The sequence below is a fragment of the Streptosporangium oxazolinicum genome (assembly GCF_039537505.1).
GTDB lineage: Bacteria > Actinomycetota > Actinomycetes > Streptosporangiales > Streptosporangiaceae > Streptosporangium > Streptosporangium oxazolinicum.
In genome coordinates, this window is the sequence record NZ_BAABAQ010000023.1 from 40,359 (window position 1) to 58,737 (window position 18,379).

Genomic DNA, 18,379 nt, shown 5'->3' on the forward strand with positions numbered 1-18,379 from the left:
GATCACCCTGGGAACTCGAACAACTCCTTGGGAACCTCCACGAACGCCTCCCCGGTGAGGATGTCCCTGGCCTCTGCCAGCGTCGCGGGGTCGGTCACCTGCATGCCCTGGATGACCAGGGTCCCACGATCCGTCTCGTAGATCGTGGGGCATCCACCCTGGTTGGACGTACTACCGACGAACCGTAGCCGCATGTTCTTCTCCCTAGCAAAAGTTGCTAGCGTTTCTCGGATTGGTTCGGATGTTCCGTCAGATGCGGAGGGTAGTCAAGCCCCTTCGGGGAAGGCCCGGCCAGGTGAGGTTCTCACGGGTCAGCACAACAGTCAGCACCGGGATGGGAAGCAACGGCCGTCAACCGGGAGAAACCAAAGAAAGCAGAAAGCCGCCAAAGGCCCCTGAGGGGGACTTTGGCGGCTGTTCCATGTTAGTGCTGGCTGTCGCTACATGTTGTTTCGTACGTTCAGGCCTCCCGAGATAGGTCAGTGGTCTGTCGCCTAGATAAGTGGGTTCAGTGCGCCGGGGAGAATTTCGGAAAGAGATCTACCTAGATTCGGTCTCAGGGCGGCGCCTGTCGACCGAAATATTTTTGCCAGGCTAGGGTAGCCGAAGGAAACTTCGGCTACCCTAGCCTGGATCATTCGAGTTAGGTCAGCTGAGCGCGCTGACGCGTGATGAGGTTTCGTACCGGCCGCTTTTTGATTCCGGGTGCCGGGCGGGTGCGCTTGCGGCGACGAGGAGGAACCGTCAGCTTGACGGGTCGGCTTGGCATGGCCCGCCGAGTCCCCTGCGGAACATATCTATCTTGCATGTAATTCACGCCTTTCTCCCTACTTGCGTATTTTGATAGTTTATGTCCGAATTTTGTGCTTTGGCGGCATTCTGTGCCGCCTTCATGTGTACTTTCCTAAATAATCCCGCAGGTCTGCGGAATGGCTTGGTCGGACAGGGGAAGCCTGGCAGATCGTGGTCGGAAGTGCCAAGAAGGCAGCGTTAGTCGAACGTTAATGGGGTCTCGGCCTCTTGTGGCACACTTTCCTGCGTTGGCCGATGGGTCAATCAAGGCGTTGTCATTGGAATGGATGCTGATGCGTATGGAATTCCGCCTGCTTGGGCCGGTCGCTGTTCTGCATTCAGGCCGTGCTGTCGAGATTAGGTCCATGAAGGTAGTTGAGCTCCTTGCCGTCCTGTTGCTATCTCCGGGGTACCGTGCGTCCCATTTTTTTGTCGCTCGTAACCTGTGGCCTGGCGACGAACCGAACAGCAATCGAATTCGTCAGTGTGTTCACCAGCTGAAGCAGGTTGTACCGGAGATAGTGCAGGGGGGTGGGCGAGGGTACTGCCAAATCCAGATCGATCCACAGCACGTCGACCTTGATCGATTCCGGGAAGCTGTGGTCGCCGCCAAGGCCGCTGAGAAAATCACCGACCGGCTCGCAGCGCTTCGACTGGCTCTCCGTGAGTGGCGCGGAACGCCCCTGCAAGATCTGCCCGGGAAGGGGTTCGAGGAGTTGCGGGCCGCACTCATGACGGAGGTGCACGACGCGGTCGTTGCTTGCGTCCGGGCCGAAATGGAGTGTGCGGAGAACGCCGAGGCCCTCGCGCGGATCAACGCCGCGCTGAAATCGTGGCCGGACAGTGAGAGGCTGATCCGCCACAAGGTGCGCGCCTTGCGAGCGCTGGGCCGGCATCATGAGGTTGAACAAGTGCTCACATCGTGGGAGCACACAACTGGCCGGAGTGCGGCACCTTTGTTGCTGGCCGACGAGACGGAACACCAGGACGGACTGGGCACCGTAACAAACCCGACGTTCCGCCGACTGCCCGCTAACCCAGCCGAGTTGGTCGGGCGTGAGCCCGAATGCGAGCGGCTCATGCAGATACTTCTCGGACAGTCGGCTTCCCGGCGGCTGGCCGTCATCACGGGAATGCCGGGAATAGGGAAGACCGCTCTCGCTACCCACACTGCGGATCTGTGTGAGACGAGCTTCCCAGACGGTGTTCTTTCTGTCGACCTTGGCGGCTTCTCTGCCCGAGGTCCCGAACCACCCGGTCACGTTCTCGCGAGACTGCTGAACGACCTCGGAATTCGACCCAAGACGTCGACTCTCGACGGCATGGTTTCAGCCTTCCGGACTGGGCTTGAGCGCCGAGCGGTCCTGCTGGTGCTGGACAACGCCCGCGACGAGGATCATGTCCGCCAACTCCTCCCGGGGCCAGGGGGCAGCGCGGCGATTATCACGAGTCGCCACACGATGGATGGGCTGCTCATCAAGCACGGAGCCGAACGCATCGAACTCGCTCCGTTGAACCAGCAGGACGCCACGGCCATGCTTCGAACCCGACTGGAGGAGGATCGCCAACGTGTGGTTGTTCCATTTTTCGACGATCTGGTGAAGCACTGTGGTGGCCTACCGCTGGCGCTGATCATCATGGCTGGGCGCATCGCCCGTCGCCCCGCTCAGGCGATCGCCGGTGTGATTCGTGAGCTCCGTCGGGAGAGCACGAGATTGGCTTCGCTTGACCTGGGCTCCATGGAGCTAAGTGTGCGCTTGTCGTTGGAAAGCTCATGCAAGCTGCTCTCCGAACCGGCCTCGCGTCTCTTCTGGCAGTTGGGTCTTCATCCGGGCCCGACCATCAGTTGGACGGCGATTCTCGCGCTTGCACCACCCAATGTCGCCTTGAGGGCGATCGACGAGCTGTTGCGGATGAGCCTGGTGAGCGAGCCGTCCGCCGAGCGTTACTCCCTGCACGATCTGGTTCGGGTTTTCGCCAGTGAACTGGCCGACCATCAGACCGACATCGAGCAGGCGGAGACAGTCGATCAGGTCGTCACCTTCCTGCTCCACAGTGCCTGGGCATGCGACCAGAAGCTGGACCCGGGGCGCAAGCTTCCGATCGGTGCGCAAGGGGGAGCGGAGGTCGAGAGCCCGAACAATGCGGGGCAGGCAATGTCCTGGTTCGAGGCCGAATACTTGACCCTTACGGAAGTCATCAAGCTGGCCGTGAAGCGGGGGCTGCACCGGGACACGTGGCTGCTGTCGATGACCTTGGTGACCTTTCAGTGGCGCTCGGGCCGTTATCTTGAAGCCCTCGAATACCTGACAGTTGGCCTTGAGGCGGCCGAGCGTGTCGCGGACCCGTCGGATGTGGCCATGGTGCACCGCATGCTCGCGGGTACCCAGCGCAGCCTGGGCAATCATGCACCCGCGGCGAGGGAATTGCGTCGTGCCGTCCAGATCAGCGAGGAATGCGGAGACACTCCGGGAGCCGCGATGGGCCGGCATATCCTCGGCGTCATCCTTCGTGAGAGTGGAGAAGTAACCGAGGCGCTGGAGAACTTCTCCATCGCCCTCACTGCCTTCACCGACCTCGGCGCGATCATCAATCAGGGCGCCGCGCTCAACGGGATCGGGAGCGCACAGTACGATCTCGGCCGACACGAGGAGAGCGTTCGGACCTGCCTTCAGTCGTTGACCCTCCTCGACAGCACTGATGACATCAACGGCCAGGCCCACGTGCGGTTCAGCCTGGGAAGGGCCCGCCTGGCGCTAAGAGAGCACGATGCCGCCATCGCGGACTTCAAGCAGGCCCTCGGGCTGTACCGATCGCTGAACTATACGAGTAGGGAAGCCAGAGTTCTGGTCTGGCTCGCGGATGCCCTATGCAGTGTTGGCCACATGCGGGAGTCGGATGACGCGATGACTCAGGTACGCGACATCCTTCGAGACCTCGGGGAGAACGATATCGAAATGGAGATTGAGCGGTTGCGAGGCCTGCCGTGACAGCCACCCGGTTTCTCTCCCGCACTCGGCTCACTTCGCAGATTCTCCCGCTCGATAGTAGGACGTTGGATCGGGCTTGGTGGCTTTCGGGCTGGCTGGTGCACCTGATACGGGCAGCATTGGTTGCAGACGGCGTAACACCTCGCCTACTCCTTCCGGCCGATCACGCGGATCGTGCGAGACCATCGCCAGGCCGAGTGCGCGCATGCCCTCTCCAAACCCTCCCGGGAAGCCTGCTGGAAACGGGTGCTCGGCCGGGACGGGCGGGCCCTCCCGGCCGCCGTACGGCAATTCACAGATCGTCATCTCGAACCACATGGCGCCAAGGGCGAAGACATCGACCTGCGGGGTGAGCTTGGACTCGCGGTCGTATTGCTCTGGTGAGGCGTAGCCGGGGCTACCACCAGGGAAGCAGTTAAGTTTCCCGGATCTCACGGCGATGCCGACATCGAGCAACCGGACCCGCCCATCGGGCTGCACCATCACGTTTCCCGGAGTGAGGTCTCGGTGGATGTAGCCCTTGGCGTGGACATGGCTCAAGGTCTCGCAGAGCTGTGCGAGCACCGAAGCGGCTGCGACGGACGGCACCGGCTGATGATCTTTGATCCAGGATTTGACCGTGGGACCCTCGACGTACTCCATGACGAGGAATTGGCCACCGTTGCCTCCTCCGACATGGCCTTGGTCGAGGACCTTGGTGATACCCGGAATATCGGCGAGGGCCTGGAGACGCCGGTACTCACGCCTGATCCCTCGGCTTCTGTACTCGAAGGTCGCCGAAGAGTCGAAGCGCTGCGGGAATTGGCACTTAACCGCGACTTTCACCTGGGAAATCAGGTCCCACGCAATTAGAATTTCCGCCTCGCCGCCCTTGTCGAGTTTTCCGAGGATTTCGTATCGGCCGTTGAGTACATCTCCCTGACGCAACGTATCACTCCACACAGAAAAGGAAGTTCCGGACAGCTTAGCTCGATGTCCGGGGCTAGAAAGGTGAAGGAATTATGGCAGGAAACTGGCCTCCCGAAGGGCTTGTCGGCAACTCCGCCATCATCGTCATTCGTCTCAGCATGTTCGGCCCGGAAAAGTACCGCTGCCCGGCGGCGAACGCGCTTACCGCTCACGGTCTGAGGCCTCGAGGGGAGACCGGCAGGAAGCCTGAGGCGCTGGATCCCTTTCCGCACGGCCCCTTCATGGCTGCGGCCCATCGGCTGGAACGGTCACCGGGCGCAAAGCTTTCAAGCATCCCCATCGGCTCCTGGCATCATCCGTTGCATGACGGCGTGCGGCAATGGACCCAGCATGCCCTTCGTATATATCAAGATGCCTTTCCAGCGAACACGGACCTGGTGCCTGCCCGCGGCCCGTGGGTCTACAAGAGCCAGCCGGGTGGTGAGGGCACCGTGCAGTACCACATCACTGCTTGGGGTCGATTTCTTGAGTCACGCGACGGCAGGATACGCGAACTACGTCTGCCCTCCAATCGCCTTCGTAAGCGCAGCGAGACGGAACGGGCGGTGGCCGCGCTTGTCGCCGCCGAAGGCAACAATGATCGCCGAGTGGAGCGGGTCCGAGTCGTTCAGTTCGCGTTGTCCGATGGCCGTGCCGAAGAGATCTTCAACGGCACCCGCGATGAGGCTAAGGCTCTGTACCGGGCCGACGGAGCTCCCGCTGTGCGTGCGCTTCTCGCGGGCCGGGAGTACAAGCCAGGTACCGCCTGCGCCTCATGCGCCTTCGCGTCGGTGTGCCCCGCGCTTCAGAGGGCTCCGGGGCTACTCGGGGTAGCGGATCGCACTCGTCCGCGGCGTAGCTGGTCCTCGACGCTTGGCAGGGGTTACAAGATCTGCCCAGCCCGTGCCTATCTGCGTGACCTCCGGCTACCGGTGGACGACAGTGTCGAACGTGGCCCTGCGGCCGAGCGTGGGCGTGCCGTTCACGCCTTCCTCGCCAAGCGGCACGAACGCAGGCCGTGCACCCCGTGCAGCCCCGACATCCCGCCGGACTGGTTACCCAAGGGGTATCAGATTTCGGACGATCAGCAGAAGCTGGGAGCCACGCTGCTGCGACATCACGCGGAAGTGTGTCCCTTGCGGAGAACCGGGCCCGGCTCGGAGGTTCGGGTCGAACGCGCGCTGGTCTTCGATGACACCGCGGCCGATGTGCTCGTCCTGGCAGAACCTGATCTTCTCTATCGGGACGGGAACGCGTGGGTTTGGCGGGAAACCAAGACTTCCGGCAGTGACCGTGCATGCCGGGACGTCATGAACACTTACCCACAGCTCGCCCTCGCCGTCCGGATCATCGGAGGTGGACTGCCATCCGCTTCGCGCTCCAAAGGCCGGGTCGAGCTGGAAGTGCTCCGTCCCGGTGGTGTTGACCTGCGCACTCTCGATCCGTTCGCCCCGGCCACCCAAGCTGCCGCTGAGGCGGTGCTCAGCGACCAGGTGCTTGGGTGGCACTCCGATGTGCAGTTCCAGGCAAGGCCCAGCCACGAGTGTGGTTCTTGCGAAATGGCTCGATGGTGTTCGGCGCGGTCACCGCGACCGGGAGAGGAGGCCAGGCAGTGACTCGGGAGGACCACCAAGACCACGGTGTCATCGCTAGGCTGGCTCGCGGCATCATCGAGCTGGCTACGACGAGGCGATCGACGGCGCTTCGGCTGCCCTACCCACCCAGCCTGCAGTTGGCGCTGGATCAGGTGGTGCTGTTCGGGCTGGTTGAGGGACTGCGCGTGCCCGCCGGAGTGCCCGAGCTGTTGTCATGGTGCCGGGCTGGCTGGCCAATGGAATGGCGGTCGAAGCTTCTGGCGGATCTTCTCGCTCCCGGCACGCGCCTGATTCATCCAGCGGGTGGTGAACCGACTTCTTCTTGTGCCGAACTGGCCTCTCCAGGACCCGGCGGCACCGTACAAGAGGAAGCCGAGGAGTTGCTGAACAGGCTGATGGGCACCTGCGGCACCGTGCATCGCTTCATGGCTTGCCGCGATTATCTGATCTCAAATCCGGTCATTTTGAATTTTGATCCCGCGGCCATGAACCAGCCGATGTTGGCACAGACATGGAAGCTGGTCAAGCTTCTGTACGAGCAGGTACCGGAGCGATTTCTGGTGGATGGCGCGATGTATCGCTGCACCCGGTGCAGGTTGCTCGCCAAAACCGCGACGGTAGGTGGCGAATGGTGCGAAGGAGGTTGCCAGCAAGACGTCCGCAAGCTCGAAAGGTCCGAAGAGCCAAGGCGGGCGCTCGCCATCCCCTTCGCATTGCGCTTGTTTCTCGCGCTACCCGGCCACACTGAGCTATCGGTTCGCTCCCGGCTCACGGGGAGGACGACCTTCATCCCGGTCGGCCTGGGCGTGCACGAGGCTGTCGACCATCGAGGAATTCCTCGCGTTTTTCAGGTACAGGATCTGGAGCAGCCGGTGCCCGCTGCCAAACGTGCGGCCGTTCTCGCGGATCGTCTAGGCAGGGTGCTCGACATTTTGGTACCTGACGACCGAATGGCTGACCTCTCGTATCGGCAGAGCTTCCAAAGTGCATTACCGTTCGGCGCGCCTGTGCGCCTCCTTTCCGTGTCGGAGTTCGTCGCGACTCCGCCGTCTGAGCGATTGAGGAGATCTGATGCGTAGCACGTCCGAATCCCTGAGCGACGTCATCCGTCACCTGAGGGTGGCCGCTCAAGACCTAAAACAACACAAGTTGCTCTTTCTGTGCGAGGTTGAGATCGGGCTGCTTCTCCAAGAAAAGCATTCCGCCGCATCTCCGGCCGAGGACGCCTGGGTGTTGTTCAGCGGATATCCCTTCGCCCGTGCTTTCGGCGTGGTTGACGCCGAAGGCCAGCACATGATCCGCGCAGCGCGGTACACGTTGTGGACCTGGGGGCGCCGGATGGCCTGGTCCGAAGCGCTTCAGGAGTACCAGCGCCTCGATCGTCACCTGCGCGCTTACGAGGTCACGGATCCGGGCATTCCCGCAGTGCGTCGCTCATCGCTGTCGGTGGCGCCTGACCGCTGGTCGACCTATGAATCGCTGCTCAACGAGGCACCCGCTTTCTCTGGCCTGCCACTGAAGCCCGCAAAGGCCGGACCACACGTTTTTCCGGTTGGAAGAACCCTCGGCACGGTTGAGATTCCTGAGCACAACGTCGCGCCTCCCGTCGGCCACGATCTCGGTATGCCGCTGAAGAATGGCGGAGAAAAGCTGACCTTCTGCCTGGAGGATCTGCGGGATACGGCGGAGTTCATGGACACGACGAAACCGGCTCAATGGGTCCAGCGAATGACGTTCGAGCTGTTCACCCGGCAAGGTGGAGGATTTCAGGCCGCTGACCTATTTGAAATCGCCGGGATTCAGCACATGTTGGGGATCGTTGGTGCCGGTAAGAGCACCCTGCGTGATGTACTGGCCGTTCATATGGCGCGCAAGGGGCTTAGATCGACAATCGTTGTGGGAGACGTCGCTGAACAGTTGAAACTGGTCGCGGAGTACAACACCTTCGTGCCTGGATCTGCGGCTCCAGTGCTGGGCGCTACGAGCCGCGAACAACACGCGGAACGTCTGCACCGGCGGTTGGCCGGGCGGCATGAACGCAATCTGCTCATCCACGACGATCCTGGATTCGCGTACTTGAGCACGTCCTGCGCGCTGAACGCGGCGAGACAATCCAGCGACCGGATCGCCGACGACCTGCTGAACTTTGGCGAGGCACCGTGCGCCAAATTACGACCACCTGGTCGTTCCCGCGACGACGTGGAGGAGACGCGATGGTCTGAGCACTCGCTGAGCTGCCCCCTGTGGTCTTGTTGTCCGCGGCATCATGTCTCTCGGGAACTCGTCGATGCGCTCATCTGGGTAGCGACTCCGGCGAGCTTGGTGGATTCATCGGTGCCGCACCCGCAGAACCGGGAACGTATCCGCTACCTTGAACTCGCCTGTCGCCGCAGCGACTTGATTGTCGTCGACGAGGCCGACCGAGTTCAGATGCAACTCGACCGGATGTTCGCGCCGGCTACCACTCTGATCGGTGGCGGTCCGGACGTCAGATCTTTTCTTGATGATGTCAATCAGCATCGCATCCGCGAACTCGCCGAAGCCGGTCGGACACAGCTCTCCGATCGGGATGTGGAGAGCTGGTCGGCTGCCGTCAACACCACTCAGACCGCCGTCGACCGTTTGGTTGCCATGCTGGTGCGCGATGTCGACCTGCGCCGTTGGGTCAGGACCGGATATTTCAGCGCATGGACGCTGCAGCTTCGCTTGCTAGAAGAACGCTTCCCGTTGCCGGAGGACGACGGCGCGATCTCGGATGAAAGCCGGGCCGAACACCCGCATCGTGAGCCGCGTCGCCTGTTGACAGAGACTCTGGACGAGTTCAGGAAGAACCCTTTTGGTGACCGGAGACGGCCCACTGGAACTGGCGCCGAGCTCACCGGCCTGCTCGGTGAAATCCTCCATACCAATTTTCGTGAGCACACGCGGAGCCGGTTGGAGGCGATTCTCCGCGACATCTTCATTCTCGACCCGTTGCTGGAAGGCAGCGAAGAGGGTGTGAATCGATACGAGTGCTTACGCGCCCAGGCTAACGGTCACCGGCGGAAACAAGTAAAACGGGCGCCACTTCCGGAGGATCCGGAAAAATGGCTCAACCTGCTGATGAATCGCTTCGAGTTCACTCTTCTTCTCAGCGCGCTGGAGCCCAAACTCACATTGATCAATGCGATGTGGCCGCGTGTCGCTCCCGCCCTTAATCTGGGATTCAACGAAATGTACCGCAGGCCCTCTGACTACGGGCCTATGGTTCCGGAAGCCCCCATGGGGAACGTGCTCGGCTTTCAGTTTCTGATGGACGGGCCCGACCGCGGCGGGGTGCGCAGCGGCGAGTTGCGTTTCTTCCGGTGCAGCGGTGTGGGTAGGGAACTGCTGCGGGCGATGCCGGGACTGCCGACAGTGGATGGCCGGCCCGGGACCAATGTGCTGCTCATGTCAGGTAGCAGTTGGGCAGGGAAGTCGAGCCGCTATCACGTCCCGGTTCCGATCGGCATGATCATCAAGCCGGATCCTGTGGAACTTGAGCGGATCGCCGTAGAAAGCAATTTTCGGATCGAGTTCGTTCGCGCCGCCTGTGACTGCCGCCAAAGCTGCGAGTGTCACGTGCCCAGTGAACCGCTGCGGATCTCCGGCGTCCCGATCGACCAGCGGGCGACCATTCTCCGCCGAATGGCTGTGGCTCTGGGCCGATCCGACGGCAAGCTGAGCCGCCTGGAACAGGAATTGCGGCAGGTGAATGAGGACCGCAAACACATCCTGCTGCTTGTCGGTAGCTACGAGGAGGCGAAGGTGGTGGCGGATACTCTCCACACCCTCAGTTCACGCTGGCGGGACAGGGTCTATCGGCTGGTCGCCGATGATGATCCCGACGCAGGGGCCCGACAGGACGGTGATGAGCACCATGCTCCGGTCTTGCGTCGTGGCGACGTGGAGACACTGGCCAGCACCAGAGCCGAGGTGCTGGTCGCGCCGCTGCTAGCGGTGGAGCGCGGACACAACATCCTCAACATCGAAGGCCGCCACGCGGCCATCGGCTCGATCTACTTCCTTGCTCGGCCCAACCCGCGTCCGGACGACCTAGGTCTGGCCGTCCACGCCATTAATGACTGGATCGTGCGAGCGATCGACGGTGGTGACTTCGACACCTGGGTGCAAGCAGAAAGTAGTCTGGGAGCCGGCGCCCGAAAGGTCAGGGACCTCGCGCGCTCCCAGTGGTACCGGGTTCTTGCCAGACGCATGGCCTGGAGCGGGCTCAAGGATGATCGGGAGCAGGTCACCTGGGATCTACTCGTGCTCATCTGGCAGGTGATCGGCCGTTCTGTGCGCGGTGCGGTTCCTACGCGAGTGGCCTTCGTCGACGCGGCCTTCGCCCCGAACCTGGCCGATGGGCTCTCGGCCCAGGAGCCGGACACGCCGGAGACCAGTCTGCTGCTCAGCATGCACGCTGTGCTTAAGCCTTACTTCACCCCGGGCAGCCCTGTGCCTGCCGACGACCGACACATCGTACAGGCGCTCTACCGCCCGTTATGGAGCGCTCTTGACCGCTGCCTTCCCGAGATCGTTGCCGAAGGGTCCGCCAAGTGTATCGACTGATCAGAATGACCGCCTACGAGCCGGACCCTGCCGCCGGCCTGTGGACCGAGAAGTACCGGGTCATGCCCTTCCCCCAGGAGTGGCGGGCCGAATTCCTGGAACTGTACCGTCGGCGATGGCGTGGTGCGGAGCATCTGCCGGTGAGCAGCCTCAACGATCTATTCCGAGCCACCGCTCCCGGGCTCGTGGCGACCGGCCGCGGAGCCGGGAGCAGCAGTGAGATGCCCTGGGTTTACGCGTCCGAGGAACTGCCTTCCGAACTAGTTCCACCGCTTCTGGCCTCTTGGGTCATGACGCTGCCTCCCGGCGATGAGCTGAATCCCAAACGAATGGCGGACCACCAGGCTGCCCTGGACCGGGCGCTGGCGATGATCGACCAGCACAGCCCGCAGTGGCGTCAGGAGTCGGTGGATCTCACAGCGGCGGGAGTCTCTCCGGGAGGTACCGCTCAGCCTGACCGAAGGCTTTATCCTCTGCTTCCGGAACGAATCGGGGCGCTACTTGCAGATCGTCCTCTTCTTCTCAATGGTGATGAGCTCTCCTTCCGCGTGATTACCTGCGACCAAGGGGTCGAGCTCGTTAGCTGGCCGCCCAGGGCCTATGGCTCGAAGGGACGGACCTGGTATTACTCGGCGCTTGTGACCGTCACCATGCAGACGGTGCCCTTCCACGCCCGATTTCGAGTGCATGCGTCGTACGGGATCCGCCGATGGGCCACTCAGTCACCGGTCAAGCTGGAAGACGGCAGGGGCGCGACCGTCCTGCTCGATGCGCCGTCGCCGTGGCTGGGCACGGGCAGCCCACGTCGGCGACTCACTGCCAACTCCGTCGGTTACGATCGCCGACTCGGAATGCTCACTTGGCGCGGTCAGAGCCTGGTGAACCTTCTACCCGAAATGGATGTGGTGCGTGTCTACCCCAAACCCTCGGAGCTGACGGCTGAACCGGCTGTCTGGCTCGGAGGTCGGGACGGAGTGGCAGCGGGCATTCTATACAGCAGCACTACGATGGGGTCGCACGGGGTGGGTGGGGGTCTCATGCCTCTGGAGCGATCCTTGCTGGACCGCTGGGTCGAAGAAGCCCTCCACCCCATGTTCCGCCGAGTACCCGACCTCGAACGCGCCTACCGGTGGTCCAAGCCCGCTGTGATCCCGAAGGCCCAAGTGAAGGATCCCGAAGACAAGACCCTGCCGTCCCAGAAACTCGTGCGCGTCCGGCGCGATGCGCTGCGTGCCGCGCTCGCCGAACAGCCGCTGGTGGTGGAGGTGCTCTGGCAGACCGAGGAGACCAAGGAAGAACTGATTACGGCACTCCGAAAGTGGCTGGGACTTTCGAGCGCCACTCCGGACGAGAACGGCAAGTACGCGTGGCAGGACGACGACCTGCACGTCATGCTTCTCGCCCAGCCGCTCGGAACGCTGGGCACACCTCTGGAGATCGCCAAAGAAGCTGGCCATTCGCGGGCCCAGCGGCTTGCCGACGCCGTTCGGAAACGTGCCGAGCAGGTTGCATCGCGGCTGGGGCCGTGCCAGGTGCCGGTCGGGCTGACAATTGTCGAAACGCGCGGGCGCAAGTACTTCACCTCTTTCGCCGCTGATTCGGACTGTAAAAACGCGCTTCGGCTCGGGTGTGCTCAGGCGGCCCGGGTCAGTCAGTTCATCGTCGTCCCAGAGGACTCCGAAGGGCCGTTGGCCGAACGCGCCGCTTCAGCAGTGGCCGATGGCATGCGCCAACTGGGCGCGTTTGTGCCACCCGAACAGCGGCTGGGCGAGGAGATAGCTGACGACCTGCAGTTTCTCGCGATCTGGCAGGTCCGGAGGCTGGCTAGTGGACCAACCAGGCGTTCCGGCGAGCACTTGGTCGCCCTGCGTATACGCCCGCGCGACTCTTGCCACCCCGTTCGCGGCTGGGATGGCCGTCGGAAGGAGTGGGTGCCGTACTCGGAGCTTCTGCTTACTCTTGCGGCCGCTGCCCGGATGGGAGACATAAAGGCCTACTCCACTGACGCGGAACGACGTGATCACATCGAGCGTCAGATCAGATCATTGCTCTTCCAGGTGCGCGATCGGCCGACGTTGGTGATGGTGAACAGTGGAAACCTCCGCGATGCCTGGCCAGGCCTGGCCAACGGGCAGCTAAGGAAGGACATGATCACGTTCTGCGGTGAGGAGCCGACGCGGCTTGCGCTTCACGGGGCGGACTTGCGTCTGGTGCTGCTGCGGGACGCCAACAGCCGCGAAGAGACAGCCGAATGCTATGCACCGGGAGGAACAGAAGACGCTACGCCGGGCTTCTCCTCGGGACTCTGGGTGTCCCAGAACGCGGAGCCAGACAATCGGGTGTTCTTCAGCACCACCGACAAGCCAGCGACGAGCAAGCAGCGACGCGACGTTCAGAAGCTGGTCCCCGATCCGAACTGGCCTCATGGTCCGGCAGCGACGGCTTGGAACCCGCAGGCGTTGGAGATCACGGTCCTAGGATGCCTTTCGGAGGCTGCTCTCGCGGAGGACAAGCGAATCAGCACGAACTCGGACAAGCCAACGACAATCGCTGCGATAACACACCAGCTGCGATTCCACGACGAATACGAACCCTTGTCCCGGCCGCTCCCTTCGCATCTCGCGAAGCTGGCCGAAGAGTACGTTCTTCCGCTCGCTGGGGCTCACAACGTCAAGTGACCTGAGCGTGGGGTGTCCGGGGACGGACCGGAAGCCCCACGCAATCCAGGGCAGATTGTGCCTCCACGATGAGGTTCGGATCGGCCAGGGACTTCATCATCTTGTCGGACATGTAGATCAGGGCCTCCAGCGTCAACGAGTCGATGACGCAGGTCTGCCCCGAGACCAGGTGCCGGAGGGTCAGCTGGGACACCCATCCCGATCGGTCGACAAGCTCTACGGCTTCCGAGGCTCAAATCAGGAAGATCATATTGCCTAGCGGTTCGTCGGCGTCCAGCAGCATGGCCGGAGTTGGCCCGGTTTGGTGGACACCTGATCTCTGGGGAACCCTGGTTCCCGGAAGAAGGAGTCTGCTGTGCCGAACAACTATCCGCCGGAGTTTCGCCGGCAGATGGTGGAGCTGGTGCGCGCGGGACGGACGCCGGAGGAACTGGCCAAGGAGTTCCAGCCTTCCGCGCAGTCGATCCGTACCTGGGTGCGCCAGGCCGATCTGGATGGCGGCCGCCGCCAGGACGGTCTGACCAGCGCTGAGAAGGACGAGCTGGCCCGGCTGCGCCGGGAGAACAAGATCCTCCGTGAGGAGAAGGAGATCTTGCGCAAGGCCGCGGCTTTCTTCGCGCGGGAGACGGATCTGCCGAGATGAAGTTCCGGCTGATTCATGCGGAGAAGGGCCACCACGAGGTCTCCCTGCTGGCCCGGGTGCTGGGTGTGTCGCGCCAGGGCTACTACGCCTGGGCAGCCCGGCAGCGGCGCGGCCCGTCAACGCGAGCCCGTCACGACGCCGAGCTGACCGAGCGGATCCGTCGGCATCACCAAGCGTCTGATGAGATCTATGGGGCGCCGCGTATTCACGCCGATCTGCGCGAGCTGGATGGGGTCCGGGTGGGCCGCAAACGAGTGGCCCGGCTGATGCGTGTGGCCGGGCTGGCCGGGGTGAGCAGGCGTAAGGGCGTTCGCACCACTGTCACCGATCCGCGCGCTAGATCTGCATCCGACTTGGTCGGGCGCGACTTCTGTGCCGAGGAGCCGAACCGGATTTGGACCGCTGACATCACGTACGTGCCGACCTGGCAGGGTTTCATCTATCTGGCGGTGGTGCTGGATGTCTTCTCCTGCCGGATCGTTGGCTGGGCGATGGCCGAGCACATGCGTACCGAGTTGGTGACCGATGCGCTGGCGATGGCGCTGCACCAGCGCCGCCCCGAGGCCGGGGTAATTCATCACAGCGATAAAGGGGGGGCAATACACCTCGATTGCCTTCGGTCAGCGCTGTGAGCAGGCAGGCGTCCGTCCGTCGACGGGCCGGACCGGGACGTGCTTCGACAATGCGATCACCGAGAGCTTCTTCGCCTCGCTGGAGTGCGAGCTGATTGACCGGCGCACCTTCCGCACCAGGTCAGAAGCCGAACGGGTCCTGTTCAGTTACATCGAGGGCTTCTACAACCCGCGCCGCCGTCACGCCGCCAACGGCCAGCTCAGCCCCGCCGAATACGAACGCCGACACGCGCTCAAGAACGCCCAAGACCTTGACTATGCTGCCAAGTAGTCGCAAGCCCTGATGTGTCTATCGAACCGGGGCAACTCCAGACGATGTCTCGCCCCTCGGGGTCTTTCTCCTTGAAGTCCAAGGCCCAGGTCCCGACCACGTTCTGCCAGTAGCTGGGGTCGGCGAAGATCCACATCACGCGGTAGGTGGCGAACGCCTCGCGCATCTTGCGATCCACGAGCAGCGTGTCCACCTGCCAGTCGGCCGCGTTCTTGGAGAACTTCGGGTCCGGCTGCTCATCCAGATGGATCAGAAACAACTTGCCATCCCGCAAGCGACAGCCCACGATCGCCGTGGAGTCGCTGTAGAGGCTCCCATCGAAGCCGATGCTGATCTGATCGCCGGGCATGATCGGGTCGACGTTGGACAGCAGGCCGTCGTAGACGGGCTTGGCCATCCAGGCGTCGGATGATTCTTGGATCTTGTTGAGGTAAAAGCGGTACGCCTGACTGACGGTCGTGCGCGGGTCCTGGATCGCCTCCAGCAGCCCAGCGATGTCCACCCAGTGCGAGTCGCCGTACGCCTGCCGTAGACCCAGCTCAACGGCCCCGAGGTCCCGGAGGTCAATCTCGTCGGAGTCAGCCTCCACACAGTCGTACAGCAGTCGCCCGTTGGGCCGCTTCAGATATGCCTCATAGGTGCGCTGCGCGACCGAGTCCTCGTTCGGGTTGTGCGCGTTGGTGGATTCGACGAAGCGCGAGCCCGCGCCAGCGGTCTTTCGCACGTTGCGGTCGAGCACCTCGAACACGGCGACTCCGCCGTTGGAGGGAACCCAGTGGTGCGTCTCGTCGCCGAGGCAGAACGTCGGCCGAGCACCCTCCAGACCCCGGCTGGAGCTGGTGACGGGCTCGATGCGGCCAGGGCGCCCGTTCCGGAACTGAATACGCTCCTTGCCGATCTCGATGACGTACTCGATCTCAGCTGGCGAATTGGCGAGCATCCCGCGCACCATGTCCCGCGTGTTTGCCGTCTGGTCGATGCTGGTAGCCGCGATCTGAACCAGCGGCAAGCGCACCGCCTTGCCGACCGGGTAGCCGTTCTCGTCGAAATGGGAGAACCGGCAGGGGCCGATGAACTCCACGATCGCGAGCGCCGCCAGGACGGGCGTCTTGCCCCAGCCCTTCGACCTGCGCAGACATGCGGTGTCGTACAGCCACCGGCCCTTGGGGTCGATGGCGTACAGCCAGAGAATGAAGCGCTTCTGCTCGGTGGTGAAAACCCAGGGGTCGCCCGCGTTCTCGCCATCAGGCTGAACGAGGTAACGCTCGCCCCAGCGCAGGATCTGGTAGCCCAGGCTGCGTGTCGGGTGGGGGACTCCCTCGGGAAGATTGCCCGATTGCATAAGGCATCACCCCCGGCCCGCCGGGGGCACTACGATCTAGACCTTGTGACGGAACTGGGTGCAGGTGAACGTGTTCGTACTGGAAATGTGCTTGAAGTGGTCATTAGGGATCTTGATTTAAGATTCTTTTTGACCACTACGGAGCACCCGGCGCCGACTGGGTTGCCGCCGTTTGCTGATGTCCTAGGGATAATGGCGACGCTGAAAGACTTCCTTGATACGCTGAATACAAATCTGATAGTTAAGTTAGAAGGGGATTCCCTCGGCCTTGATATCTATCAGGAGGATTGGTCTCCCTCTAGCGACTTGGAGAGAATTCGTTTGATCCTCCTAGAGGATCGAGTAGGGCCTTTGTTGCGGCATAAGATCAGCGAGGACGGCCTGGAAGTGCGCCACATCTCGATGAACTCTCCACTCACACTGGAGTTGGTCATAGGCGGCTTAACTAGCGCAAGCCTCATCTCTGCGGTCGTGTACCTCTTCAAGAACCCTGACAAGCTCGGCGAGTGGTGGCCAAAGCTCCAAACCTCTTGGTATAACGGGCGTGCGGAGGCTGAGAGGGCCAGGAAGGCGTACGACAAGCTACGCAGGGCCCGCACACAGGTGCGTGAGCTAGAGCGCTGACTGGATTCCATCAAGGCGCCCTTTGTCCTCTTTGGGGTGCTTGTCACTCTTTGTGGCATTGGCAACTGTTTAGAATGACCTGATATAGAGGGAGATCCTCTTGTATGCTCAGACGTATGGCTTTGCGATCATCTGAAACAGAGTCCAGTGGGCAAGGCGGAGAGGGGCAGAGTCAATCTAAAAAACAAAGGGATCCGGCAGTTAAAGCAGCTATAATTGCAGCGTCGGCGACCTCGGCTGCTGCGATTTTAACCGTGGGCGGTAGTGTTTTTGTTGGGTTGCTTCAGTATCAAGGGCCTGGATCGAAGCCGGGACCAACGCCCACCGTCACCGTGACCGTCACTCAAACCAAGACTGTCGCCGCCGATCCGCCCGATCCTGGCCCTATGTCGCCCTCTCCTGTGTCGACAAGGGGGAAATCGCTTCTTGAATTTACCCCTCTCGGCGTTTCGGAGCTAGATTTTGACCAGCGTGAGCTAAGCCGAGGATCTGCTTTCGTGAATGGGGTAGAGGAGCATGTAGTGCTGGGCGGGGAGCTCAAGGTTTGTGGAGCTAGTCTCATCCAGGAATATAATCTCGGGCGTGTTTACAGACAACTGAATGCGGTCGTTGGATTGGCTGACTCGTCGGCCACAGGCACCGAGGTGGAATTCATAGTTTCAGCAGACGGCAAAGAGGTTGGGAGGTATCCGTTTGAGATGGGTGCTCCGCTGCGGAGCATCAACGTCCCCACTGTCGGAAAATACGGTAAAGCGAGCCGGTTAACTCTTAAAGTCGTCAAGGATGACTGCAAAGACGCTTATCCTGTTTGGATTAAGCCGACAGTCTCGCCTTGAGTGGTCGTGATGTCGATTGGTGTCACGTACCCCCGAGGCTGCGGTATAGCTCGAAGTCAGCGACGTTCTCCGGCAGCCGGTCGAGCTTGGCGTCGTCCTTCTTCTCGGCCTTGTTCATCCGCAGGCGCATGCGGTCGGTGACCGTGGCTCCCAGGAGGCTCTCGTTTTGGCGGATCTCGGCGAGAGCGTTGTGGCCGGGGCGGCGGAAGTACGCCTCCACCAGAGGCGCGAGCATCTGAAGACGCATCCAGTCGGTGGCGCGAAACGCCTTGGACTGCTCGGAGTCGACCCAGGTGTCCCACCAGCGCTGTGTGGCGATGCAGTAGCCATCTCGCTTGAACAGCTTCCTCAGCTTGTCGGGGACGTCCTCGTCGCCTTCCAGGTGGCTCAGGTCCACCGTGTTGCGCCTGACGGCGTTTTCCTTCGGGGCAGGCCCTC

At 62.2% G+C, this 18,379-nt stretch carries 12 protein-coding genes and 1 pseudogene; 8 read left to right on the forward strand and 5 right to left on the reverse strand.

The window, feature by feature from the left end; all coding sequences use genetic code 11:
• Positions 1 to 2 precede the first annotated feature (2 nt).
• Positions 3 to 194 carry a hypothetical protein gene (locus tag ABD817_RS38620; RefSeq protein ID WP_344923426.1) on the reverse strand — a complete coding sequence of 64 codons (192 nt, stop codon included), beginning with the start codon at positions 192 to 194 and terminating at the stop codon, positions 3 to 5.
• Positions 195 to 1,040: 846 nt separating this feature from the next.
• On the opposite strand from ABD817_RS38620, the gene ABD817_RS38625 reads away from it, so the two are divergent.
• Positions 1,041 to 3,782, forward strand: coding sequence for an AfsR/SARP family transcriptional regulator (locus tag ABD817_RS38625; protein WP_344923427.1), 2,742 nt, complete (start codon positions 1,041 to 1,043; stop codon positions 3,780 to 3,782).
• Positions 3,783 to 3,812: 30 nt separating this feature from the next.
• Here ABD817_RS38625 and ABD817_RS38630 read toward each other — a convergent pair whose 3' ends face one another.
• Positions 3,813 to 4,709, reverse strand: coding sequence for a serine/threonine protein kinase (locus tag ABD817_RS38630; protein WP_344923428.1), 897 nt, complete (start codon positions 4,707 to 4,709; stop codon positions 3,813 to 3,815).
• Between the two features lie 74 nt (positions 4,710 to 4,783).
• Here ABD817_RS38630 and ABD817_RS38635 point away from each other — a divergent pair, with 74 nt between their 5' ends.
• The 4 genes from ABD817_RS38635 to ABD817_RS38650 are packed head-to-tail and all read left to right on the forward strand — an operon-like array spanning position 4,784 to position 13,593.
• Entirely contained in the window at positions 4,784 to 6,346 is a 1,563-nt protein-coding gene (locus ABD817_RS38635; RefSeq protein WP_344923429.1) for a PD-(D/E)XK nuclease family protein, read from the forward strand.
• A complete protein-coding gene (locus ABD817_RS38640) occupies positions 6,343 to 7,404 on the forward strand; it encodes a pPIWI_RE_Y domain-containing protein (protein WP_344923430.1) in 1,062 nt (353 codons plus the stop codon). The genes ABD817_RS38635 and ABD817_RS38640 overlap by 4 nt, the downstream gene beginning before the upstream one ends.
• Complete coding sequence (locus ABD817_RS38645; protein WP_344923431.1) at positions 7,397 to 10,915, forward strand: pPIWI_RE_Z domain-containing protein; 3,519 nt, start codon at positions 7,397 to 7,399, stop codon at positions 10,913 to 10,915. Before ABD817_RS38640 ends, ABD817_RS38645 begins: the two co-directional genes overlap by 8 nt.
• A gap of 5 nt (positions 10,916 to 10,920) precedes the next feature.
• The gene (locus ABD817_RS38650; RefSeq protein WP_344923432.1) at positions 10,921 to 13,593 is read left to right on the forward strand and encodes a pPIWI_RE module domain-containing protein; all 2,673 of its coding nucleotides are present in this window, start codon (positions 10,921 to 10,923) and stop codon (positions 13,591 to 13,593) included.
• Here the strand turns inward: ABD817_RS38650 and ABD817_RS38655 are convergent.
• Complete coding sequence (locus ABD817_RS38655) at positions 13,586 to 13,786, reverse strand: hypothetical protein (RefSeq protein WP_344923433.1); 201 nt, start codon at positions 13,784 to 13,786, stop codon at positions 13,586 to 13,588. The genes ABD817_RS38650 and ABD817_RS38655 overlap by 8 nt on opposite strands.
• 162 nt (positions 13,787 to 13,948) lie before the next feature.
• Here ABD817_RS38655 and ABD817_RS38660 point away from each other — a divergent pair.
• Positions 13,949 to 15,139 (forward strand): annotated as a pseudogene (locus tag ABD817_RS38660) (IS3 family transposase).
• On the opposite strand, the gene ABD817_RS38665 reads toward ABD817_RS38660, so the two are convergent.
• Positions 15,102 to 16,481, reverse strand: a complete 1,380-nt coding sequence (locus ABD817_RS38665) for a hypothetical protein (RefSeq protein WP_344923434.1) — start codon at positions 16,479 to 16,481, stop codon at positions 15,102 to 15,104. The pseudogene ABD817_RS38660 and the gene ABD817_RS38665 overlap by 38 nt on opposite strands.
• Positions 16,482 to 16,568: 87 nt before the next feature.
• On the opposite strand from ABD817_RS38665, the gene ABD817_RS38670 reads away from it, so the two are divergent.
• Complete coding sequence (locus ABD817_RS38670; protein WP_344923435.1) at positions 16,569 to 17,105, forward strand: hypothetical protein; 537 nt, start codon at positions 16,569 to 16,571, stop codon at positions 17,103 to 17,105.
• A 116-nt stretch (positions 17,106 to 17,221) separates the two neighbouring features.
• Positions 17,222 to 17,941: an NPCBM/NEW2 domain-containing protein gene (locus ABD817_RS38675; protein WP_344923436.1), complete on the forward strand. Its 720-nt coding sequence runs from the start codon at positions 17,222 to 17,224 to the stop codon at positions 17,939 to 17,941.
• A 22-nt stretch (positions 17,942 to 17,963) separates the two neighbouring features.
• On the opposite strand, the gene ABD817_RS38680 is transcribed toward ABD817_RS38675, so the two are convergent.
• Positions 17,964 to 18,379: phage terminase small subunit (locus tag ABD817_RS38680; RefSeq protein WP_344923437.1), on the reverse strand; the 416-nt coding region annotated here is incomplete at its 5' end.